The organism is Nocardioides sp. BGA-UO-ETr-FS32 (genome assembly GCF_059567905.1).
In genome coordinates this window covers 171,664-193,815 of the sequence record NZ_JCAQOX010000007.1, presented here as the reverse complement: position 1 = coordinate 193,815, position 22,152 = coordinate 171,664, and the positions used below count along the sequence as shown (strand labels likewise).

The following is a 22,152-nucleotide window of genomic DNA, read 5'->3' as shown; positions in this document are numbered from 1 at the left end:
CTCAGCGGCAACGGTCACCACGCCCCACGAGATGGCGTTCATCTCCTCCCATTCCTCCGGCGTGATGTCGAGCTCGACGACCTGGGGAGGACCGTCGTCGCGATCGATCTCGACGACCAACCCGTGCGGGTGCCTGTCGGTGACCCGACCGACGGTCGCGAGCGCCTTGACCAAGGCATCCCACCAGGCGTCTTCCCCACGTTCCACGTGACCAGACTCGCACGGTTCGGCCGCGCCGGCCTGTCGAACAGGACGAAGTCCCATGGCCGGTCGAGCGCCACGCTGACGACGGCGGTCGCGCGGTCCTTCGTCCTGTCCGACACGCCGCGGCGCGCCGGACGACCACAACTCCGAGCCGTACGCCGACGGCAGGCGTTGCCCGCGGCTCAGGGCCGGCTTCTGGTCGTCCGACACGCCGGGGGCACGGACGACTAGAACCCGATCGAGGGCTCCGGGGCCAGCGAGGTCCGCATCGCGCGCGCCAGCCCGGCGTACGCACCCGACCGGTGCTCGGTGACCAGCCCGGCGCGCAGCAGGCCGGCGATGCCGTGCCCGAGGTAGCCGGCACCGAGCACGGCGACGTCGAGCGTGACGTCGGCGGGGGAGTCGGAGCGTGAGGCCGAGCCGACGCCGGCGGAGGCCCGCAGCCGCCAGCGCCCGGCGTTCCAGGGGGCGTACCGGTCGGCGACCTCGACGACGACGTCGCAGTCCGCCTCGTACGACCGCAGCGACCAGGCGGTCTCGAGGTCGACGAGGCGGACCCACGTGCTGTCCCAGGTCTTCAGGTCGCCGGTGCCGCGCGGTCCGCCGACCCAGCCGAGGATCGGGTCGTCGACGCCGACGTTCTCCAGCTTCGTCGTGCCCATCAGGTCGAGGTCGACCACCCGGCGGGCGAGGGCGAGTCGTGCTGCGGGCCCACCGGTGAAGGTGCCGACGGTGACCGTGCCGGACGGGCGTGCGTCGGCCCACTTGTGCTCGCGACGCAGCCCGGTGAAGCCGACGTCCGCGCCGTCGCGGCGGGCGAACAGGACGCGGCGCCGCTCCTTGTCGCGCAGCTGCTCGGGCGTCTCGGACGTCATCAGCGTGAAGAACCCGGGGGAGCCGACGATCGTGCCGGGGCAGTCCGGCGCCGCGGCCAGCTGGCAGGCACGCATCCGCTCGGCCACACCTGCGTCGGACATGGTCACCAGCTGCGTGCTGATGCCGGCGACCTCGTCCTCGAGGTGCGGCGCGGTGAACGTCGTGCCGCGGCCGAGGTCGACCTGGTGGGTCAGCACCGCGAGTCCGTAGCCGTAGCGACCGTAGATCGCGGCCTCGCTCGCGTGCAGCGCCGAGATCGCGGTCCCGGCGTCGCGGGTGCGGGTGAGGTGGTCGGTCATCATCGCGGTGAGGACCCCGCGGCGCCGGGCGTCGGGGTGTACGCCGACCCAGGTGAGCCCCGCGATCGGGACGACCGCCCCGCCGGGCAGCGACAGCTCCATCGGGCGCACGCCGTAGATGCCCGCGTGCAGGTCCGACGGCCCGTCGGGGAGGTCGACCGCGAAGCGCTGGTCCGCGGGCAGCCCGAGCCGCAGGTGCTCGGCGTCGGCGTCGGTGACCTCGCCGAACCAGACGAGCTGGTCGGTGGCCAGGTACTTCTCGGCGTCCTCCGAGGGACGTACGTCGATGCTCACCCGGCAACCCAACAGTCCGGGCCGAGGACCCGCAACCGGATAACGACCACCAGTCGCTAGGGTCGAGACATGTTCGCCGTCTATGCCGAGTCCTTCTCCCTCGACGACCCGCTGAGCGGCCTGGTGGTGGGGGAGCGTCCCGCCCCCGAGGCTCCCGACGGGTGGGCCACGGTGACCGTGAAGGCCGCCAGCCTCAACCACCACGACCTGTGGTCGCTGCGCGGGGTGGGCCTGCGTGAGGAGTCGCTGCCGATGATCCTCGGCTGCGACGCCGCGGGGGTCGACGAGGACGGCAACGAGGTCGTCGTGCACGGTGTCATCGGTGACCCGCGGTGGACCGGTGACGAGGCCGACGACCCGGGGCGGTCGCTGCTCTCCGAGCGCCACCAGGGGACCTTCGCCGACCAGGTGGTCGTGCCGCGCCGCAACCTCGTGCCCAAGCCGGCCTCGCTGTCGTTCGAGGAGGCTGCGTGCCTGCCGACCGCGTGGCTGACGGCCTACCGGATGCTCTTCGTGCAGGGCGGGTGCCAGCCGGGCGAGACCGTGCTGGTGCAGGGCGCCGGCGGCGGTGTCGCCACCGCGCTCATCACCCTCGGTCGCGCCGCGGGCCTCACCGTGCTGGCGACCAGCCGCGACGAGGCCAAGCGCGCCCGCGCCCTCGAGCTGGGCGCGCACGAGGTCTTCGAGTCCGGAGCCCGCCTGCCGGTCAAGGTGGACGCGGTGATGGAGACCGTCGGCAAGGCGACCTGGACCCACTCGATCCGCTCGCTGCGCCCGGGGGGCCGCATCGTCATCAGCGGCACGACCTCCGGCCCCGACGTCGGTGACGCCGGCCTGACGCACATCTTCTTCAAGCAGCTCTCGGTCATCGGCTCCACGATGGGCACCCGCGCCGAGCTCGACCTGCTGGTCCGTTTCCTCGACGCCACCGGCACCCGCCCGCTCGTCGACCGCGCCATCCCGATGGAGCAGGCGCGCGACGGCTTCGCGGCGATGGCGCAGGGCGACGTCTTCGGCAAGATCGTCTTCACCCGGTGAGGCACGTCCTCACCGGCGCAGGGTCGGGCATCGGGCTCGCGCTGGCGCACCGGCTGGCCGCCCGCGGGGACGACCTCGTCCTCGTCGTACGCAGCCAGGCCCGCGCGGACGAGCTCGGCCGGACCTTCCCGCGCGCGCAGCTGCTCGTGGCCGACCTGGCCGACCCCGGGACCCTCAACGGCCTCGGCCGCCAGGTCGACGGCCCGGTCGACTCACTGGTGCACGTCGCCGGGGTCGTGGACCTCGCCCCGGTCGAGCGGCTGCGGCTGGCCGCCTGGGAGGAGCAGGTCACGGTCAACCTCACCGCTCCCGCCGTGCTGACCCGCGAGCTCCTGCCGCACGTGCGCGCCGGTCGCGGCACGGTCGTGTTCGTGAACTCCTCGGCGGGCCTCACCGCCAGTGCCGAGTGGTCGGCCTACGCCGCCTCGAAGTTCGGCCTGCGCGCCTTCGCCGACTCCCTGCGGGCGGAGGAGGTCGAGCACGGCGTACGCGTGAGCACGGTCTATCCCAGTCGCACCGCGACCCCGATGCAGGAGAAGGTGCACGAGCAGGAGGGGCGCACCTACGACGCCTCGCGCTGGATCAGCCCCGACACGGTCGTCGACACGCTGCTGCACGTGATCGACCTGCCGGCCGACGCCACCATCCCCGACGTGACCGTGCGCCCGGTCGTGCCGCGGTCCGGCACGTGAGGTCCCGTCAGGCCCGCTCGAGCACGAACACCCGGATCCGCCGGGACTCGCCGACCCGCCTGCGGTAGTGGGCGTAGCCGGGGTAGAAACGGCCGGCCAGCTCGAAGACCTCGGCGGTCTCGGTGGCGGTGGCCGCACGCGCGACGACGTCCAGCGTCCTCCCGCGGTAGGTCACGCTCGCCCGCGGGTCGGCCTCGAGGTTGTGCGCCCACGCCGGGGTCGCGGCCTGCCCGAAGTTGGTGCCGAGCAGTGCCAGCCCGTCGGCGTACGGCGTCGCGATCAGGTGGCTCGTCCGGCGCCGGCCGGACCTGCGCCCGGTCGTCGTCACGTCCAGGACGGCGAGGCCGGCGAGCAGCCCGGGCGCGCTGTGGCGGCCGCCGGTGAGCCGACCGACGGCGTCGTCGAGGTGGCGCAGCGTGCGCGAGAACACCCAGCCGCCCGCGCGCGTGCCGGCCCCCCACCTGACCAGCCGGTGCAGCGGGTTGGCGGAGGAGTGCGCGTAGCCGAGGTCGGCAGCGAGGCCCGTGCGAGCAGCCATGTCAGCGGCCCCCGCTGTCGGCGGGCTCACGCGAGCGCCAGTTGAGCGCCCCGACGAGGAGCATCCGCAGCTGGGTGCGCGCCTGCGCCAGCGTGCGCTCCTCGGCGTCGGGGTCGTCGACGAGCCGCTCGGCCATCGTCACCACGAACGACACGATGAGGTCGGCCAGCAGCCCGATGTCGGCGCTGGAGTACTGCTCGGCGGCCCCGCTGCGCGCGATGTCGGTGGCGAGCTCCCGGGTGATCAGGTCGATCTCGTGCCTGATCGCCTCCCGCACGCGCGGCGGCCCGGCCGTACGCTCGCGCGCGATGAAGGCGTAGTGGGAGCGGTTCTCGCGCACGTGCTGCGCGACGATCGGGAGCGAGCCGTCGATGAAGTCGCGGTACTCAGGGGCGTGCCGCCACACGTCGAGCAGCATGAGCCGCAGCGACCGGAAGCTCTCGTCGACCAGCGCGAGCCCCAGCAGCTCGAGGGAGCCGAAGTGGCGGTAGAACGCCGTCGGCACCACCCCCACCTGCTTGGCGACCTGCCGCAGCGAGATGGCCGCGAGGTTGGAGTCGGCGGCCAGGGCCAGCGCGGCGTCGAGGATCGCCCGGCGGGTGCGCTCCTTGCGCTCGGCGCGTGACCCGGACTCCGCCCCGGACTCCGACCCGGGCTCCGACTCCGGCTCCGACTCCGGCTCCGGCTGATCCGGATCGGTGGGCTCGACGCGAGGCATGCGGCGATCGTAGGGCACCCGTGCGGGGGAGTGCGGTGCGTGATGGCGGTGCACGCATGTGCACGCACCGTGGGCCGGATCACGGGTGGGTGCGTTGACATGAGTCTGCACTCGCGTCATATTTGAGTGAACAGACGTTCACTAACGAAGGAGGCCGGGATGATCGTGCTGGACCGGCTCGTCCGGTCGCGCACCGCGGCCGCGCTCGCCTCGCCCCACGGGGTCGACCACTACCTCTCGCGCATCAACCCCATGTGGGCGGCGCACGAGGTGCGGGCCCGCGTCATCGACGTACGCCGCGAGACCGACACGCCCGGCGCCCCCGTCGCCACCCTCACGCTCCAGCCCACTGCCACCTGGCGCGGCCACCGCGCCGGTCAGTACGTCCAGGTGGGCCTCGACCTGCCGGGCTCGGCGCGACGCATGACCCGGTGCTTCTCGATCTCCTCTCCTTCTTCGGGAGCGGGGGAGGAGATCACCCTGACCGTCCGCGCCCATGCGGACGGTCAGGTGAGCAAGCACCTCGTCGACGCCGAACCCGGCCTGGTGCTCCACCTCTCCCAGGCCGAGGGGAGCTTCACGCTCCCGGTCAGCCCCGCCACGCCCGGCATCGACCCGTTGCTGTTCATCACCGGAGGCTCCGGCATCACGCCGGCGATGTCGATGCTGCGCACCCTCCTGCGCGACGGCTACGACGGTCGCGCGGGACGACCCGTGACGTTCCTGCACTACGCCCGCTCGCCGGAGGACCAGATCTGTGCCGACGAGCTGGCCCGGATCGCCGAGGACGACAACGACGTCACGGTGCACCTGCGCCACGGCGGCGCCGTCTTCAACGAGCTCGAGCTGCGTCGCCTGGTCCCGGGCTACCGCGACACCGACACCTGGGCCTGCGGCCCCGCCGGGATGATGGAGCTGGTGCGGGCTGCGTACGGCGAGAGCCCCCGGCTCCGCCTCGAGCTCTTCAAGCCCCCGTCGACGGGCACCGGCAACGCCGAGGGCGAGCTCGTCTTCGCCGACAGCGGCGAGCGGGCGGCCAACACCGGCGCCTCCATCCTCGAGCAGGCCGAGGAGGCGGGCCTGAGCCCGGCGTACGGCTGCCGGATGGGCATCTGCTTCACCTGCACCACCCGCAAGCCCGAGGGCACCGTGCGCAACGTGCTCTCCGGCGCGGAGTCCTCGCTGCCCGACGAGGACATCCAGATCTGCGTCTCCGCCCCCGTCGGCGACTGCGTCGTCGACCTGTGAAGGAAGGACACCCCATGAAGCCCCACCTGACCCCCGACGAGCTCGACGCCTTCGGGGAGGAGATGGACGCGCTGCGCCGCCGCGTCCTCGACGACCTCGGCGAGGACGACGCGGCCTACATCCGCGGCATCGTCAAGCGCCAGCAGCAGCTCGAGGTGCTCGGCCGCGCGCTGTTCTACCTCCCGCCGGCCTGGCCGCTCGCCGTCGCCGCGCTCTCGGCCTCCAAGATCCTCGAGAACATGGAGATCGGGCACAACGTGATGCACGGCCAGTACGACTGGATGGGCGACCCGCACCTCAACTCGCGCATCTACGAGTGGGACAACGTCTGCCCCAGCGAGCAGTGGAAGTACTCCCACAACTACATCCACCACACGTTCACCAACATCCTCGGCAAGGACCGCGACATCGGCTACGGCATCCTGCGGATGGACGAGGACCAGGAGTGGCACCCCTACTACCTGGGCAACCCGCTCTATGCCTTGCTGCTGATGGTGTTCTTCGAGTGGGGCGTCGCGATGCACGACCTCGAGGTGGAGAACATCGTCAAGGGCACGCGGACGATGGAGGACAACAAGGCGCTGCACGCCGGCATCATGCGCAAGGTGAAGCGGCAGGCCCTCAAGGACTACCTGCTGTTCCCGGCGCTCACCGGCCCGCTGTTCCCGCTCACCTTCGTCGGCAACGCGACGGCCAACCTGGTCCGCAACGTCTGGGCGTTCAACATCATCTTCTGCGGCCACTTCCCGGCGGGCGCCGAGACGTTCAGCGAGGAGGAGTGCGCGGACGAGTCGCGTGGCCACTGGTACTACCGGCAGGTCCTCGGCTCGGCCAACATCTCCGGCGGCCCGCTCTTCCACATCATGTCGGGCAACCTGAGCCACCAGGTCGAGCACCACCTGTTCCCCGACCTGCCCGCCAGGCGCTACCCCGAGATCGCCCCCGAGGTGCGCGAGATCTGCGAGCGCTACGGGGTCGAGTACACGACGGGTCCGCTGCGACGGCAGCTGGCGAGCGTGGCACGGAAGATCTGCCGCCTCGCGCTGCCGGACCGGGAGCCGAAGCCGTCCGGCGAGCGGGAGGCCGTACGGCCGGTCGCGGCCTGACGCGAGGGGTGCTTCCAGTCCGAGTTCCGTGCTTACGGGTAGAGATCTCTACCCGTAAGCAGGTCGGTCACCGGATATCCGGAGACTCCAGCGGCCGGACGCTCAGTCCTCCGGGTCGTCGAGACGAGCCAGCCAGGTGGCCAGCCGCTCGATCGGCACCTCGAAGTCGGGGTGGGCGTCGACGAAGGCCTGCAGCTGCTCGGCGAGCCAGGCCAGGGTGACCTCCTCGTCACCCCGGCGCTTCTCGAGCTCCTCGATCCCGCGGTCGGTGAAGTACAACTCCCCGGCTCCGTCTCAGTAGTCGGTGCCGCGGCCGCGGGGCGACTCGAAGGCCGCGTCGAGCAGCGCCTTCTGCTCCTCCACGTGGCGCTTGATCGTGCCGACCGACGGCGAGGCCGAGGCGGTGCGGGTGATCGGCTCGACCACCAGGTCGAGCTGCGGCCACACGTTGAGCTGGTAGTGCGGCCACGGGCCCATGTTGCGCGGCTCGTCCTGCACCCAGCGGATCGCCTTGAGGTGGGGGTACTTGGCGACCTCGGCCTTGATCTCCTCGACCGGGTTCGGGTAGAGGCGCTCCACGCGACCGATCGCGAAGGCGTCGCCGTCCTCGCGCTTGCCGCGCTCGACCATGAGGTCCCACGTGACCCGGCCCGAGCACAGGATCAGCGTCTCCACCTTGTCGCGGTCCGCGGCGTCGTCGCCGATGAACGCGCGGAAGGTGGTGTCCCCGACGAAGTCGGCCGGCTGCGAGGCCGCCTCCTTGCGCTTGAGCATCGACTTCGGCGTGAAGACGATGAGGGGGCGGTGCTCCTCGCCCAGCGAGTGCTGCCGCAGCAGGTGGAAGTAGGACGCCGGGGTGGACGGCTGGGCCACCACCATGGCGTCCTCGGCGCACATCGTCAGGAAGCGCTCGATGCGCGCCGACGAGTGGTCGGGCCCCTGGCCCTCGTAGCCGTGGGGGAGCAGCAGGACGACACCGGACTGCTGGCGCCACTTGGTCTCACCGGCGGAGATGAACTCGTCGATGACGGTCTGCGCGCCGTTGACGAAGTCGCCGAACTGGGCCTCCCAGAGGACGAGGGCCTCCGGGCGGGCGACGGAGTAGCCGTACTCGAAGCCGAGCGCGGCGTACTCGGAGAGCAGCGAGTCGTAGACGTAGAACTTGGCCTGGTCCTCGGTGAGGTTGGTCAGCGGGGTCCACTCGTCGGCGTTGGTGCGGTCGATGATCGTGGCGAAGCGCGACACGAACGTGCCGCGGCGCGAGTCCTGGCCGGCCAGGCGCACCGGGCGCCCGTCCATCAGCAGCGAGCCGAAGGCGAGGATCTCACCGGTGCCCCAGTCGATCGGCCCGTCGGTGATCGCGGCGGACCGGCGCTGCAGCTGCGGCATGACCTTGGGGTGGACCGTGAAGTCCTCCGGCGGCGTGACGTAGCTGTCGGCGATCCGCTTCAGCACCTCGGGGCTGACCGCGGTCGAGAAGTCGCCGGCCGGCTTGTCCGGGTAGTCCGGGACGGTCGTCCACTCGGTGGGCGCCTCGGAGCTGGCCTCGCGCACCTCGGTGAAGACCCGCTCGAGCTGCTGCTGGTAGTCCTTGAGGACCTGCTCGGCCTCCTCGACGGTGATGTCGCCACGACCGATGAGGGACTCGGTGTAGAGCTTGCGCACCGAGCGCTTCTGCTCGATCAGGTCGTACATCAGCGGCTGGGTGTAGGACGGGTCGTCACCCTCGTTGTGGCCGCGGCGGCGGTAGCACACGAGGTCGATGACGACGTCCTTGTTGAACGCCTGGCGGTAGTCGAACGCCAGCCGCGCCACGCGGATGCAGGCCTCGGGGTCGTCGCCGTTGACGTGGAAGATCGGCGCCTGCACCATCCGCGCCACGTCGGTGGCGTAGAGGGAGGAGCGCGACGAGCCGGGAGCGGTGGTGAAGCCGACCTGGTTGTTGATGACCACGTGCACGGTGCCGCCGGTGCGGTAGCCGCGCAGCTGGGACAGGTTGAGCGTCTCGGCGACCACGCCCTGGCCGGCGAACGCGGCGTCGCCGTGCACCAGCAGGGGCAGGACCGGGAACTTCTCGCCCTGGTCGAGGATGTCCTGCTTGGCGCGGGCGATGCCCTCCAGGACCGGGTTGACCGCCTCGAGGTGCGAGGGGTTGGCCGCGACGGAGACCTTGATCCGGTCGCCCGAGCCGGCGATGAACTCGCCCTCGGCGCCGAGGTGGTACTTCACGTCGCCCGACCCCTGGACCGTGCGCGGGTCGATGTTGCCCTCGAACTCGCGGAAGATCTGGCTGTACTTCTTGCCCACGATGTTGGCCAGCACGTTGAGGCGGCCGCGGTGGGCCATGCCCATGGTGACCTCGTCGAGACCGGCCTCGGCGGCGGCCTCGCAGATCTCGTCGATCAGCGGGATCGTCGTCTCGCCGCCCTCGAGGCTGAAGCGCTTCTGGCCGACGAACTTCGTCTGGAGGAACGTCTCGAAGGCCTCGGCCTGGTTGAGCTTGAGCAGGATGCGCAGCTGCTCCTCGCGGGGCGGCTTGACGTGCGGCTGCTCGACGCGCTCCTGGATCCACTTGCGCTGCTCGGGATCCATGATGTGCATGTACTCGATGCCGGTGGTGCGGCAGTAGGAGTCACGCAGGATGCCGAGGATGTTGCGCAGCTTCATGAAGCGGCGGCCCTCGCCACCGAACGACCCGGTCGCGAACTCCCGGTCGAGGTCCCACAGGGTCAGCCCGTGCGACTCGATCTCGAGGTCCGGGTGGCTGCGCTGGCGGTACTCGAGCGGGTCGGTGTCGGCCATCAGGTGGCCGCGGACGCGGTAGGCGTGGATCAGCTCGAGGATGCGGGCCTGCTTGACGATGTCGTCGTCGTGCGAAGCCACGACGTCGCGCGCCCAGCGGATCGGCTCGTAGGGGATGCGCAGCGAGCGGAAGATCTCGTCGTAGAAGTCGTTCTCGCCGATGAGCAGGGCGTGCACGCGCTTGAGGAACTCGCCCGACTGGGCGCCCTGGATCACGCGGTGGTCGTAGGTCGAGGTGAGCGTCATCGACTTGCTGATGGCGTTGCGGTTGATCGCCTCCTCGGAGGCGCCCTGCCACTCGGGGGAGTACTCCATCGCGCCGACGCCGATGATGGCGCCCTGCCCGGCCATCAGCCGCGGCACGGAGTGCACCGTGCCGATGCCGCCGGGGTTGGTCAGCGAGATCGTGGTGCCCTGGAAGTCGGCGACGGTGAGCTTGCCGTCACGCGCCTTGCGGACCATGTCCTCGTAGGCCGTCCAGAAGGCGGCGAAGTCCATCGCCTCGGCGCCCTTGATGCTCGGGACGAGCAGCTGCCGGGTGCCGTCGGGCTTCTGCATGTCGATCGCGAGGCCGAGGTTGATGTGGGCCGGCGTGATCAGGTTGGGCTTGCCGTCGACGACCTCGAATCCGACGTTCATCTCCGGCATCGAGCGCAGCGCCTTGACCAGTGCGTAGCCGATCAGGTGCGTGAAGGAGACCTTGCCGCCGCGGGCGCGGGCGAGGTGGTTGTTGATGACGGTGCGGTTGTCCCACAGCAGCTTGACCGGCACGGATCGCACGGAGGTCGCGGTGGGCACGGAGAGCGAGGCGTCCATGTTGGCGGCCGTACGCGCCGGGGCACCGCGCAGCACGGTGTAGGTCGGCTCGTCGCTCGCGGGGGTCGGGGCTGCGGGCTTGGGGTCCTTGGCGACCGGGGTGCTGGTGCCCTTGGCGGGCTCGTCGGCGGCGGCCGCGGGGCGGGGCGTCGACTTGGCGGTGGACGTGGAGGCGGGCTTCTCAGCGGGCCTCTCGGCAGGCTTCTCGGCGGCCTTGGCGGCGGGCTTGGCGGCGGGCTTGGCGGCGGGCTTCGCGGCCGCGGCGGCGGCCCTGGCCGGCTCCTTGGCCTGCGCCTTGTCCGGCTGCTGCGCGGTGGCGCTCGCGGTCGTCGCGCCGCTCCCGTTGCCGAAGTACTTCGCCCACTCCGGACCCACGCTCGCGGGGTCCTTGTCGTACTGCTCCTTCATCTCGTCCACGAGCCACTCGTTGGCTCCCAGATCAGATGACGGTGCAACCGAGGACTGGTTGCCGGACTGCCCGTTCGGGGACTGCGCCACGCTTGTTTCGCCTCTTCCAGGATCATCGCGCAAGGTTTGACAACTGTGCCCATCAAAGGGCGCCCACAAGGCTAGTCCCACACGCACGCAAATGCAGGGGCGGGCTCGTCCTTTGAGGCATGGTGTGGCCCACACCGCCACCCATCTCGGCCCCCGTGCCACCCGAGAGCCATTTCCCCGGCCGTCCCCGGCCACCTGCACTGCCTGGAGTCGTCATGCCAAGCCCCTCGCCGGGCCGCACCGCGTGGGCCCGCCGCCTCGCCGCCCCCCTGCTCGTCCTTCTCGTCTCGTTCTCGAACGCATGCCAGTCCACCGCGGAGCCGTCGGCGTCGCCGGAGCGGATCAGCCGCGACGACGCGCGGGTGACGCTCGCCTCGCACCCGGTGCCGACGAGGACCACGATCCACCGGGTCTTCGGCCGGCTGCCCGACGCCCGCCGCAAGGCCGTGCGCAAGCAGGTCGGCGCCCTGGTCGACCGGTGGTGGGAGGCGGCCTACCTCGGCGGCGCGTACCCGCGCAGCAGCTTCCCGTCGGCCTTCCCGGGCTTCACCGACGCGGCGGAGGCGAGGGCGCGCGGCGACAAGGCGCTCCTCACCAACCGGACCGGTGGACCCCGCATCGACTCGGTCACCGCGCGCAAGCGCTCGGTCGTGCTCGACATCCTCGCGACCGGCAGGCAGGCGCGGACGGTGACCGCCCACGTCCACCTGAGGTTCGACACGACCGGTTCGAAGACCGGCACCACGACCGTACGCGGGCGGCTCTTCCTCACCCGCAAGCGCGGGGCGTGGCGGATCTTCGGCTACGACCTCGCGAAGGGAGCCCGGTGATGCACCGTCTCGCAGGCCACGTACGCCGCGCCCGCCGGTGGGGCAGGGCGGCCGTCCTCGCCACCGTCCTCGGCGTGACCGCCCTCGTCGTGCCGCAGTCGGCGGTGCAGCCGACCGAGGTCGCGCTGGTGAAGATCCGGCACGCCCAGGGAGTGGCCACCGGCGGCGAGGACGTCGTGTGGATCCTGGCGGTCGGCTCGGACGCCCGACCGGGCCAGGCGATGACCCGGGCCCGCGGCGACGCGCTGCAGCTGGTCGGGATCAACACCCGCACCGGCGCGGCCACCGCGATCGGGGTGCCCCGCGACTCGTGGGTCGCCATCCCCGGCCACGGCCGGGAGAAGATCAACTCCGCCCTCTACTTCGCCGGCCCGCGCGGCATGGCCGGCGCCATGCGCAACCTCGTCGGCATCGAGCCCGACTACGTCATGGTGACCCGCTTTCCGTTCTTCGAGGACATGGTCGACGACATCGGCGGCATCACCGTCACCAACCCGCGCCGCTTCTGGGACCCGAACCTCAAGAAGGAGGGGTTCCGCCAGGGACGCATCCACCTCGACGGCTACAACGCGATGGCCTTCTCGCGGATCCGGTACAACCTCTCGGGCGGTGACTTCGACCGCTCGGCCAACCAGCAGCGCACGCTGCGCGGGATCCATGCCCGGATCCGCAGCCAGGCCGACCGGCCCGGCTTCATCGAGCGTGGCGTGATGACCGTGATGGCGCACACCGACACCAACGCCTCGCCGGCCGAATTGTTCGAGATCGCGCAGGCCGTCGCCCAGGTCGACCCGCGTCGCATCACCACCTGCGTGGTGCGGGGCCGGATCGGCTTCGTGGGCGCGGCGAGCGTGGTGTTCCCCGACGTCGCGCAGGCCCGGCGACTGGGCCGCGAGGCACGGCAGGACGCCACCCTCCGCGGCTGCTGAGGGTGGCGTCCCGTCGCTGGTCGGGGTGCCGGCCGGTGTGCGGCTCAGTGCGGGTAGATGCGTCCGGCCGTCCGGGCCAGGTCGATCACGACGGCGTCGGAGTAGAGCTTGATCCGCAGCCCGATCACCTGCGAGCCGCGGTAGCCGGTGTCGACGAGCTGGCGCTGGATCTCGCCGACGCCGTTGGGCAGCTCCACCACGCCGCCGGGGGCGGGGACCTCCACAGGCTGGCCGCCGACGGTGATCGAGCCGATCGCGGTCGAGACCTTCGACCGGACCCGCTTGCCGGTCTTCTGGCGCATCGCCACGCGCGAGCTGACATCGGTGATGACGAGCTCGGCGGTGGGGATGGACACCGACTGGATCGCGGTGCGGGACCAGCCCTTGGCGACCTTCTTCTTGCGGAACTGGTCGCCGTTGACCTGGTAGGTCACGCCGTCGAGGAGCACCGGCACCGGCACCAGCTGGCTGGCGTGCGGGACCTGGTAGGTCTGGGTGCGCCCGCGCGTGCCTTGGCAGGGGAGTGCCTTGTGCTGGACGTTGCCGAACTTCAACGCACCCTGGAGCGCCTGGTAGTCCATGGCGGTGCCACCGGACCGGAACACGCCGACGGGAGCCGGTCCGCCCATCCGGACGCGGGCGGTGCCGAGCTCGACGAGCTGGCGACGGTCGCCCGCGGTCACCTCGATCCGCAGGGCCGAGGCCTGGGACTGGGCGTTGTGGCTGTTGGCCCGGCCGTTCTCGTAGCCGAGCGCGATCGAGCCGAGGCCGGGGATCACGATCGGCTTCGTCACGTCGCTCAGCACCTGGAAGACCTGCTGAGCGGCTTCCTGGGTGCCCGTGAAGACCGTGTCGCTGACCTGGTCGAGCGGCGCGAGGAGCTGCTGGAGCTCCGGCGGCAGCTGCTGCACGACGGTGTCGTCCAGCAGCTCGAGGGAGATGCTGGCGAAGGTGAAGCTCTCGTCGTGGCCGTAGCCCTGCGGGGTGTTGAACGCGTGCGCCGTGGTCTGCAGGCCCTTGACCACCAGCCGCGGCGTGGTCAGCGGTCCCACGGTGCCGCCGATGCTGATGTCGCCGATCGTGTTGGTGCCGCGTACGCCGTGCGTGGCGCCGTCGACGTACGTCTCGGTGCGGCTGGTGCTCGCCGAGACGCGGATCAGCGGGTTGTCCGGGACCGACACCGCGCTCTTCTGCTCCACGACCTTGCCGGCCGTGCGGGTGCAGAGCTGCTGGGCGTGGGCGTCCTTGAGGTTGAGCGCCTCGACGCTGTCGGTCACCAGCTTCACGCCGTAGACGTCGCCGCGGTAGCCGAACTTCGTGAGCCCGTCCGCCGCGCCCGCCCGGGCGTCGGGGCCGTCGCTCGCCTGCGCCGGCGCCGACCCTCCGCCCAGCACGAGCGAGGCCGCCAGGCCGACGCTGACCGCCCCGACGAGCCGCCGCCCCAATCCCGTGTGCACCCGATCTTCCACCCGTCCTTGCACGTTTCCCTCCCAAGGGTCCTTGGGGAGCCCACGACTGGGCCGGGCCCAGGTGACCGGCCAGTAACTCCCTCGACCCTTCAACGAGGGGCGCACGGATTGGTGACGGTGGTCACCGGAGGACGTTCCGGCAGCCGCCGCAGCGACGCGGGCGAGGCACGACGAAGACCCGGACCTGGGCGGGTCCGGGCCTTGCTCGTGGTCTTGCTCGTGGGCGCCTCCGGCAGGATTCGAACCTGCGGCACCTGGTACCGGAAACCAGTGCTCTATCCCCTGAGCTACGGAGGCCCGCACCGGCCCGGGGCCGGTGCGCGGTGAAGACTACCCGTCTCGCTGCGCGGCGGTGAAACCGCCTAGCGGAGTGCGAGGGAGCCGGAGGTCGCGGCCGGGAAGGGCAGGGCCTCGTGCTCGGCGATCCGCGCGTCGAGCGCGGTCGCCACCTCGTCCGGCCACGGGGCCGTGAGGCGGGTCTCGAGGTCGATGTGGAGGAAGATCTCCTCCACCACGCACGCGACCCGCTGGTGGGTCTCGTCGAGGAGGTAGACGAGGACGTGCGCGGCGCGCTCGGAGCGGCCGAGGAGGCGTACGCGCGCCGACATCGTGTCGCCGGTGCGCAGCTCGGCGAGGTAGGTGACGTGGTGCTCGGCGGTGAAGCAGGCGTGGCCGTGGGTGAGCGGCCACATCTGCGGGATGCCCACCTCGACCAGGGACTCGTCGAGTCCCTCGCTCGCGATGCCGATGTAGTGGCGGACGTTGAGGTGGCCGTTGATGTCCTCGAAGGGCATCGGCACGGGCTGCTCGACGTAGGCCGGGAGGTCGATGAGCTGGGCGTAGGTCGGATGCGTCGTCACAGGCAGGACCCTAGGGCAGGTCGCGCCGGCGTGGCGTTGCCCGGGCGGTGGCCAGGGCGTGAAACCGGTTCGGTCGGTGGCAGGCGCCGCCGATAGGCTTGCCCGGTGAACCCCGAGCAGCTCTCCGAGACCATCGTCGATGCGCTGTCGTCCCTCGTGGCCGACGGCGCGATCACGCTGCCTGACGGCGTGCCGACCCAGGTCACGGTGGAGCGACCCCGGCAGAAGGGGCACGGCGACTACGCCACCAACGTGGCGCTCCAGCTCGCGAAGAAGGCTGGGACCAACCCCCGTGCCTTCGCCGACCTCGTCGCCGAGCGCCTGCGCGCCGCCGACGGGATCGCCGAGGTCGAGGTCGCGGGTCCCGGCTTCCTCAACGTGACGGTCGAGGCCGGCGCCCAGGGCCAGGTCGCGGCCGACGTCGTCGCGGCGGGCGCGGCGTACGGCTCCTCCGACGCCTTCGCGGGGGAGAAGATCAACCTCGAGTTCGTCTCCGCCAACCCGACCGGGCCGCTCCACCTCGGCGGCGTGCGGTGGGCGGCGGTGGGTGACGCGCTGGGCCGGATCTTCGAGAAGACCGGGGCCGACGTCACGCGCGAGTACTACTTCAACGACCACGGCGCCCAGATCGACCGCTTCAGCTCCTCGCTCCTCGCCAGCGCCAAGGGCGAGCCCGCACCCGAGGACGGCTACGGCGGCCAGTACATCCACGACATCGCCTCGGCGGTCGTCGAGCAGCGCCCCGACGTCAAGGACCTCGAGGACGACAAGGCCCAGGAGGTCTTCCGCGAGGTCGGCGTGGACATGATGTTCGCGGAGATCAAGAAGTCCCTCCACGACTTCGGGGTCGACTTCGACGTCTACTTCCACGAGAAGTCCCTGCACGACTCCGGGGCGGTCGGGCGGGCCATCGAGCGCCTCACCGAGATGGGCAACACCTACGAGTCCGACGGCGCCCTGTGGCTGCGCACCGAGCAGTACGGCGACGACAAGGACCGCGTGATCGTCCGGTCCAACGGCACCCCGGCCTACATCTCCGGCGACCTCGGCTACTACCTCGACAAGCGCGAGCGCGGCTTCGACCGCTGCTTCATCATGCTCGGCGCCGACCACCACGGCTACGTGGGCCGGATGAACGCCATGTGCGCGGCGTTCGGCGACGAGCCGGGCAAGAACCTCGAGATCCTCATCGGACAGATGGTCAACCTCCTCCGCGACGGCGAGCCGATGCGGATGTCCAAGCGTGCCGGCACGGTCGTCACCATCGACGACCTCGTCGACGCGATCGGGGTGGACGCCAGCCGCTACGCCCTCGCCCGCTACCACTCGGACTCGCCGATCGACATCGACCTCGACCTCTGGGCGAAGGCGACCAACGACAACCCGGTCTTCACCGTCCAGTACGCCCACGCCCGGGTGGCGAGCCTGATGCGCAACGCCGCCGACCTCGGCGTGACGGCCGAGTCGCACCCCGGCCTGCTCACCCACGACAAGGAGGGCGAGCTGCTGCGGGCGCTGGCGGAGTTCCCGCGCGTCGTCAAGGCCGCGGCCGAGCTCCGCGAACCGCACCGGGTGGCGCGCTACCTCGAGGAGCTCGCGGGCACCTACCACCGGTTCTACGACAGCTGCCGGGTGCTGCCGCGCGGTGACGAGGAGACCAGCGACCTGCACCGGGCCCGGCTGATGCTCGTCGACGCGACGCGCGTGGTGCTCGCCAACGGCCTCGACCTGCTCGGCGTCTCCGCCCCCGAGAGGATGTGATCGGTCGTGCCGACCGCCCACCCCTCCGGCTGGGCGCACGCCGACGGCGCGCTCCGGGCGAACCGGCCCGGTGGTCCCCACTGGCTGCGTGAGCCGAGCGACCCCGACGCGCTGGTGCCGTCGCTCTGGTCGCAGACCGCCACCAAGGCCGACGGCGTGCTGAGCGTCGGCGGAGTGCCGCTGCCCGAGCTGGTGCGCGAGCACGGCTCCCCGGCGTACGTCCTCGACGAGGCCGACTTCCGCAGCCGCGCCCGCGCCTTCCGCGACGCCTTCGCCGCCTACGACGTCTACTACGCCGGCAAGGCGTTCCTCTGCACCACCGTCGTGCGGTGGCTGGCGGAGGAGGGCCTCTCGCTCGACGTGTGCTCCGGCGGCGAGCTGGCCGTCGCCGAGCGGGCTGGCTTCCCGATGGAGCGGGTGGGCTTCCACGGCAACAACAAGACCCTCGCCGAGCTCGAGCGGGCCGTCGAGCTGGGCGTGGGCCGCGTCATCGTCGACTCCTTCCACGAGATCGAGCGGCTGGCCGACGTGGTCTCGAGGCTCGCTGGCGCTCGCACCTCGACCACCGAGGGCATCGGCGTCATGGTGCGCGTCACCGCCGGCGTCGAGGCGCACACCCACGAGTACATCGCCACCGCCCACGAGGACCAGAAGTTCGGCTTCTCCATCGCCAGCGGCGACGCGCTGGACGCCGTACGCCGCGTGCACGAGGCACCGGGGCTGCGCCTGCTCGGACTCCACTCCCACATCGGGAGCCAGATCTTCGACACCTCCGGCTTCGAGGTCGCGGCCCGCCGGGTGCTGGCGCTGCACGCAGGAGTCAGTGAGGAGATCGGCGTCGAGATGCCCGAGATGGACCTCGGCGGCGGGTTCGGCATCGCCTACACCACCCAGGACGACCCGTCCGACCCCGCGCAGCTCGCGACCGAGATCACCAGGATCGTCGAGCACGAGTGCCGCGCGCTCGGGGTCGCCGAGCCGAGGCTCTCGATCGAGCCGGGTCGCGCGATCGTCGGCCCGTCGATGTGCACCGTCTACGAGGTCGGCACGGTCAAGGAGGTCGCCCTCGACGGCGGCGCCCGGCGCACCTACGTCTCGGTCGACGGCGGCATGAGCGACAACATCCGCACCGCCCTCTACGACGCCGACTACTCCGCCACGATCGCCTCCCGTCCCTCCGGCTCCGCGCCCGCCCTGGCCCGCGTGGTCGGCAAGCACTGCGAGGCCGGTGACATCGTCGTCAAGGACGAGTTCCTGCCCGGCGACGTACGCCCCGGCGACCTGGTCGCCGTGCCCGGCACCGGGGCCTACTGCAGATCCATGGCCTCCAACTACAACCACGCGCTGCGTCCTCCGGTGATCGGAGTTCGGGACGGGAAGACTTACACCGTGCTGCGACGAGAGACTGAGGCAGACCTGTTCGCGACCGATGTGGGTGTTCTCTGATGACTACGGGTGACAAGCAGCGCCCACTGGGCGTGGCCGTGCTCGGCTGCGGCGCCGTCGGGTCCCAGGTCGTGCGCCTGCTGGGCGAGCAGCGCGACGACCTCGCAGCCCGCGTGGGGGCGCCCGTCGAGCTGGTGGGGGTGGCCGTACGCCGGCTCGACGCGCCACGCGACGTCGAGGTCCCCGAGGGCCTGCTGACCACCGACGCGCACGGGCTCGTCGCCCGCGACGACGTCGACCTCGTCGTCGAGGTGATCGGCGGCATCGAGCCCGCCCGCTCGCTGATCCTCTCCGCGCTGGAGAACGGCGCGAGCGTCGTCACGGCCAACAAGGCCCTGCTCGCCGAGGACGGACCGACGCTCTTCGAGGCGGCCGCCAAGGCCGAGCGCGACCTCTACTACGAGGCGGCCGTGGCCGGGGCCATCCCGATCCTGCGTCCGCTGCGCGAGTCGCTCGCCGGCGACAAGGTCACCCGGGTGCTCGGCATCGTCAACGGCACCACCAACTTCATCCTCGACAAGATGGACACCTCGGGAGCGGGCTTCTCCGAGGCCCTCGAGGAGGCCCAGGAGCTCGGCTACGCCGAGGCCGACCCGACCGCGGACGTCGAGGGCTTCGACGCCGCGGCGAAGGCCGCGATCCTGGCCAGCCTGGCCTTCCACTCGCGGGTCACCGCCTCCGACGTCTACCGCGAGGGGATCTCCGAGGTCACCGCCGCCGACGTCGCCAGCGCCCGCGACATGGGATCGGTCGTCAAGCTGCTCGCGATCTGCGAGCTGCGGGGCGACCAGGTGGCCGCCCGGGTGCACCCCGCGATGATCCCGCGGTCCCACCCGCTCGCCAGCGTGCGCGAGGCCTACAACGCCGTCTTCGTCGAGTCCGAGGCCGCCGGGCAGCTGATGTTCTACGGCCCCGGCGCGGGCGGCTCGCCGACCGCGAGCGCCGTGCTCGGCGACCTCGTGACCGTCGCCCGCAACCGGCTCGCGGACACCCGCGGCGCGGGCGAGTCGGCCTACGCCGACCGCGCGGTGCTGCCGATGGGGGAGACCCGCACCCGCTACCACGTCGCGATCGACGTCGACGACCGGGCGGGCGTGCTCGCGGCGGTCGCCAACGCGTTCGCCGACCACGACGTGTCGATCCAGACGGTCCGCCAGGAGGGCCGCGGCGCGGACGCCCAGCTCGTCGTCGTCTCGCACGCCGCACCCGACGCCGCGCTCAGCGCCACGGTGGACCAGCTCCGCAGCATGGACATCGTCCGTGAGGTCACCTCGGTGATGCGGGTGGAGGGTGGCGACGAATGAGCAGCCCCACCCACCAGTGGCGTGGCCTCATCGAGGAGTACCGCGAGCTCATCGACCTCCTGCCCGAGGGTCTCGAGGCGGTCACGCTGCGTGAGGGCGGCACGCCCCTCGTCCACTCGGAGTGGCTCTCCTCCCTCACCGGCGGCCAGGTGTGGCTCAAGGTCGAGGGCGACAACCCCACCGGGTCGTTCAAGGACCGCGGCATGACCACCGCGATCTCGGTCGCCAAGCACGAGGGCGCGCAGGCGGTCGTCTGTGCCTCGACCGGCAACACGTCGGCGTCGATGGCGGCGTACGCCGCGAAGGCGGGCCTCAAGCCGCTGGTGCTCGTGCCGGAGGGCAAGATCGCCGCCGGCAAGATGGCCCAGGCCGTGGTCCACGGCGCCCAGATCATCATGGTGCGTGGCAACTTCGACCACTGCCTGCAGATGGCCAAGGGCCTGGCCTGGGACTACCCGGTGGCGCTGGTCAACTCGGTCAACCCGGTCCGCCTGCAGGGCCAGAAGACCGCGGCCTTCGAGATCTGCGACTTCCTCGGCGACGCCCCCGACTACCACCTGCTCCCGGTCGGCAACGCCGGCAACATCTCGGCCTACTGGATGGGCTACGAGCAGTACGCCGACCTCGGCCGGGCGAGCAAGCGCCCCGTCATGCGCGGCTTCCAGGCCGAGGGTGCCTCGCCGCTGGTCACGGGCGAGCCGTTCCCCGACCCCGAGACCAAGGCGACCGCCATCCGGATCGGCAACCCCGCCTCGTGGAAGCTCGCCGAGGCGGCCGCCCACGAGTCGGGCGGCCGGTTCGCCGCGGTGAGTGACGCGCAGATCCTCGCCGCCCAGGCCCAGCTGGCCCGGCACGACGGTGTCTTCGTGGAGCCGGCCTCCGCCGCCGGGATCGCCGGCCTGCTGGCGGAGCTCGCGGCGGGGGAGAGCTACGCCGGCGCGACGGTGGCGATCACGGTGACTGGTCACGGGCTCAAGGACACCGCCACCGCGCTGGAGTCGTACGGCGACGTCGTCGACACGGTCGTGGACGCCGACGTGGCGGCCGCGGCAGCGGCCGCCGGTCTCGCCTGAGCATGGCGACCTTCGTCGACGGGCCCGTCCGGGTCAGCGTCCCGGCCACATCCGCCAACCTCGGCCCGGGCTTCGACTCCCTCGGCCTGGCCCTGTCGCTGCGCGACGAGCTCGAGGCCGAGGTGCTGCCCGACGGGCTCGTGGTCGAGGTGGCGGGGGCCGGCGCAGACGGCGTGCCCCGCGACGAGTCCCACCTCGTCGTCCGCGCGATGCGGGCGGCTTTCGACCTCATGGGCGAGCAGCCGCCCGGCCTGCGGCTCTCGTGCCGCAACGTCATCCCGCACGCCCGCGGCCTCGGGTCGTCCTCGGCCGCGATCGTCGCCGGCGTGGTGCTCGCTCGCGGCCTCGTTGCGGGCGGCCAGCTGCTCGCGTCCGACGAGGCGCTGTTCGACCTCGCGGCCGACCTCGAGGGCCACCCCGACAACGTCGCTCCGGCGTTCTACGGCGGATTCGTGATCTCCGGTCGCGAGGCGGACCGCTGGTACGCCGTGCGGGCGGGCGTCGACCCGCGGATCACCGCGGTCGTGTTCGTCCCGCCCGACGGCGTCGAGACCACCGTGGCCCGCGGCCTGCTGCCCGACGTCGTCCCGCACGCCGACGCCGCCGCCAACGCCGGCCGCGCCGCGCTGCTGGTCGCCGCGATCACGGGGCAGCCCGAGCACCTGCTCGCCGCGACCCGGGACTGGCTCCACCAGGACCAGCGCGAGCCGGCGATGCCGGGGACCCTGGAGCTCGTACGTGCGCTGCGCGCCGACGGCGTGCCGGCCGTCGTGTCGGGTGCCGGCCCCACGGTGCTGGCGTTCGGGTCGGCCGACACCGCGGACCTGCTCTCCCGCTGTCCGCAGGGGTGGACGCCCTACGAGCTGTCCGTCGACGTCGAGGGCGCGCGCCTCACCTGACCCGGTCGGGCCGCGGGCGTCGACTGGCGGCGTACGGCGGAGGAGCGGACCCGCTGGGGCCGGCAGGACCTCAGTGGCGGCTCCACTGCTCAGTGGGGAGTCCTGGCTCGCCCAGGGCGGGCTGGCGCTCCCCGGTCCCGTGGCGTACACCGACGCCCTCGACGGCCACGACCGTGCCCATCCCGAACGAGTCGTGGACCACCCGGTCGCCGGGCGCGAGGCTGGGGATGGCGCGGGCCGGCTTGGCCGTGGCGGCCGCGTCGGCGCGCAGCGCGGCGGAGCTGAGGGACGTCGCGCCCCGGGGTGGCGGCGGATTGCGTACGTGGGGTGGTGCTGGGTGCGATGTGCCGCCACCCCGGCGCGACGACGCGGCGCCGGCACTGCTGGCTGCCGGAGGGTGACCTGCCTGCTAACCTGACCGCGCGCCGTTCGGCGTACCTGCCCGTCCCGGT

General features: G+C 71.9%; 18 protein-coding genes and 1 tRNA gene. 11 read left to right on the top strand and 8 right to left on the bottom strand.

The annotated features are described in order from the left end of the window. Positions 1 to 431: 431 nt before the first annotated feature. Entirely contained in the window at positions 432 to 1,673 is a 1,242-nt protein-coding gene (locus AC57BS_RS03685) for a GNAT family N-acetyltransferase (RefSeq protein WP_496410115.1), read from the bottom strand. A 69-nt stretch (positions 1,674 to 1,742) separates the two neighbouring features. Between AC57BS_RS03685 and AC57BS_RS03680 the strand changes: the two genes are divergently transcribed. Together AC57BS_RS03680 and AC57BS_RS03675 are read left to right on the top strand one after the other, a co-directional pair. Beyond that, a complete protein-coding gene (locus tag AC57BS_RS03680) occupies positions 1,743 to 2,711 on the top strand; it encodes a zinc-binding dehydrogenase (protein ID WP_496410114.1) in 969 nt (322 codons plus the stop codon). Then, positions 2,708 to 3,403 carry an SDR family oxidoreductase gene (locus AC57BS_RS03675; protein WP_496410113.1) on the top strand — a complete coding sequence of 232 codons (696 nt, stop codon included), beginning with the start codon at positions 2,708 to 2,710 and terminating at the stop codon, positions 3,401 to 3,403. The genes AC57BS_RS03680 and AC57BS_RS03675 overlap by 4 nt, the downstream gene beginning before the upstream one ends. Before the next feature lie 7 nt (positions 3,404 to 3,410). Here AC57BS_RS03675 and AC57BS_RS03670 read toward each other — a convergent pair whose 3' ends face one another. Together AC57BS_RS03670 and AC57BS_RS03665 are read right to left on the bottom strand one after the other, a co-directional pair. Then, positions 3,411 to 3,941: a nitroreductase family deazaflavin-dependent oxidoreductase gene (locus AC57BS_RS03670; protein ID WP_496410112.1), complete on the bottom strand. Its 531-nt coding sequence runs from the start codon at positions 3,939 to 3,941 to the stop codon at positions 3,411 to 3,413. Position 3,942: 1 nt separating this feature from the next. Next, on the bottom strand, positions 3,943 to 4,659 hold the full coding sequence (locus AC57BS_RS03665) for a TetR family transcriptional regulator (protein ID WP_496410111.1): 717 nt from the start codon (positions 4,657 to 4,659) through the stop codon (positions 3,943 to 3,945). 159 nt (positions 4,660 to 4,818) lie between these two features. Here AC57BS_RS03665 and AC57BS_RS03660 point away from each other — a divergent pair, with 159 nt between their 5' ends. Next, positions 4,819 to 5,907 (top strand): ferredoxin reductase, encoded by a 1,089-nt coding sequence (locus AC57BS_RS03660; RefSeq protein ID WP_496410110.1) that lies wholly within the window; start codon positions 4,819 to 4,821, stop codon positions 5,905 to 5,907. 14 nt (positions 5,908 to 5,921) lie between these two features. Beyond that, positions 5,922 to 7,013, top strand: coding sequence for a fatty acid desaturase family protein (locus tag AC57BS_RS03655; protein WP_496410109.1), 1,092 nt, complete (start codon positions 5,922 to 5,924; stop codon positions 7,011 to 7,013). A gap of 102 nt (positions 7,014 to 7,115) precedes the next feature. Here AC57BS_RS03655 and AC57BS_RS03650 read toward each other — a convergent pair whose 3' ends face one another. Then, entirely contained in the window at positions 7,116 to 7,292 is a 177-nt protein-coding gene (locus AC57BS_RS03650; protein WP_129453612.1) for a DUF6104 family protein, read from the bottom strand. Between the two features lie 15 nt (positions 7,293 to 7,307). Further along, positions 7,308 to 11,129, bottom strand: a complete 3,822-nt coding sequence (locus AC57BS_RS03645) for a multifunctional oxoglutarate decarboxylase/oxoglutarate dehydrogenase thiamine pyrophosphate-binding subunit/dihydrolipoyllysine-residue succinyltransferase subunit (RefSeq protein WP_496410108.1) — start codon at positions 11,127 to 11,129, stop codon at positions 7,308 to 7,310. A 215-nt stretch (positions 11,130 to 11,344) separates the two neighbouring features. Here AC57BS_RS03645 and AC57BS_RS03640 point away from each other — a divergent pair, with 215 nt between their 5' ends. Both AC57BS_RS03640 and AC57BS_RS03635 read left to right on the top strand, forming a co-directional pair. Further along, positions 11,345 to 11,959 (top strand): hypothetical protein, encoded by a 615-nt coding sequence (locus AC57BS_RS03640; RefSeq protein WP_496410107.1) that lies wholly within the window; start codon positions 11,345 to 11,347, stop codon positions 11,957 to 11,959. Next, the gene (locus AC57BS_RS03635) at positions 11,959 to 12,888 is read left to right on the top strand and encodes an LCP family protein (protein WP_496410106.1); all 930 of its coding nucleotides are present in this window, start codon (positions 11,959 to 11,961) and stop codon (positions 12,886 to 12,888) included. The genes AC57BS_RS03640 and AC57BS_RS03635 overlap by 1 nt, the downstream gene beginning before the upstream one ends. Before the next feature lie 44 nt (positions 12,889 to 12,932). Here AC57BS_RS03635 and AC57BS_RS03630 read toward each other — a convergent pair whose 3' ends face one another. The 3 genes from AC57BS_RS03630 to AC57BS_RS03620 all read right to left on the bottom strand — a co-directional run bounded on the left by AC57BS_RS03630 (position 12,933) and on the right by AC57BS_RS03620 (position 15,217). Beyond that, the gene (locus tag AC57BS_RS03630) at positions 12,933 to 14,345 is read right to left on the bottom strand and encodes a choice-of-anchor P family protein (RefSeq protein ID WP_496410105.1); all 1,413 of its coding nucleotides are present in this window, start codon (positions 14,343 to 14,345) and stop codon (positions 12,933 to 12,935) included. A gap of 236 nt (positions 14,346 to 14,581) precedes the next feature. Then, positions 14,582 to 14,654, bottom strand: a tRNA-Arg gene (locus AC57BS_RS03625). Positions 14,655 to 14,719: 65 nt separating this feature from the next. Continuing rightward, positions 14,720 to 15,217 carry a thioesterase family protein gene (locus tag AC57BS_RS03620; protein ID WP_496410104.1) on the bottom strand — a complete coding sequence of 166 codons (498 nt, stop codon included), beginning with the start codon at positions 15,215 to 15,217 and terminating at the stop codon, positions 14,720 to 14,722. Between the two features lie 105 nt (positions 15,218 to 15,322). On the opposite strand from AC57BS_RS03620, the gene argS reads away from it, so the two are divergent. The 5 genes from argS to thrB are packed head-to-tail and all read left to right on the top strand — an operon-like array spanning position 15,323 to position 21,700. After that, a complete protein-coding gene (gene argS, locus AC57BS_RS03615; protein WP_496410103.1) occupies positions 15,323 to 16,978 on the top strand; it encodes an arginine--tRNA ligase in 1,656 nt (551 codons plus the stop codon). Between the two features lie 6 nt (positions 16,979 to 16,984). Beyond that, positions 16,985 to 18,424: a diaminopimelate decarboxylase gene (lysA, locus tag AC57BS_RS03610; protein WP_496410102.1), complete on the top strand. Its 1,440-nt coding sequence runs from the start codon at positions 16,985 to 16,987 to the stop codon at positions 18,422 to 18,424. Beyond that, a complete protein-coding gene (locus AC57BS_RS03605; protein ID WP_129453604.1) occupies positions 18,424 to 19,728 on the top strand; it encodes a homoserine dehydrogenase in 1,305 nt (434 codons plus the stop codon). Before lysA ends, AC57BS_RS03605 begins: the two co-directional genes overlap by 1 nt. Beyond that, positions 19,725 to 20,801, top strand: a complete 1,077-nt coding sequence (gene thrC / locus AC57BS_RS03600) for a threonine synthase (RefSeq protein WP_496410101.1) — start codon at positions 19,725 to 19,727, stop codon at positions 20,799 to 20,801. Before AC57BS_RS03605 ends, thrC begins: the two co-directional genes overlap by 4 nt. A 2-nt stretch (positions 20,802 to 20,803) precedes the next feature. Next, positions 20,804 to 21,700, top strand: a complete 897-nt coding sequence (gene thrB / locus AC57BS_RS03595) for a homoserine kinase (protein WP_496410100.1) — start codon at positions 20,804 to 20,806, stop codon at positions 21,698 to 21,700. Positions 21,701 to 22,152: the final 452 nt, after the last annotated feature.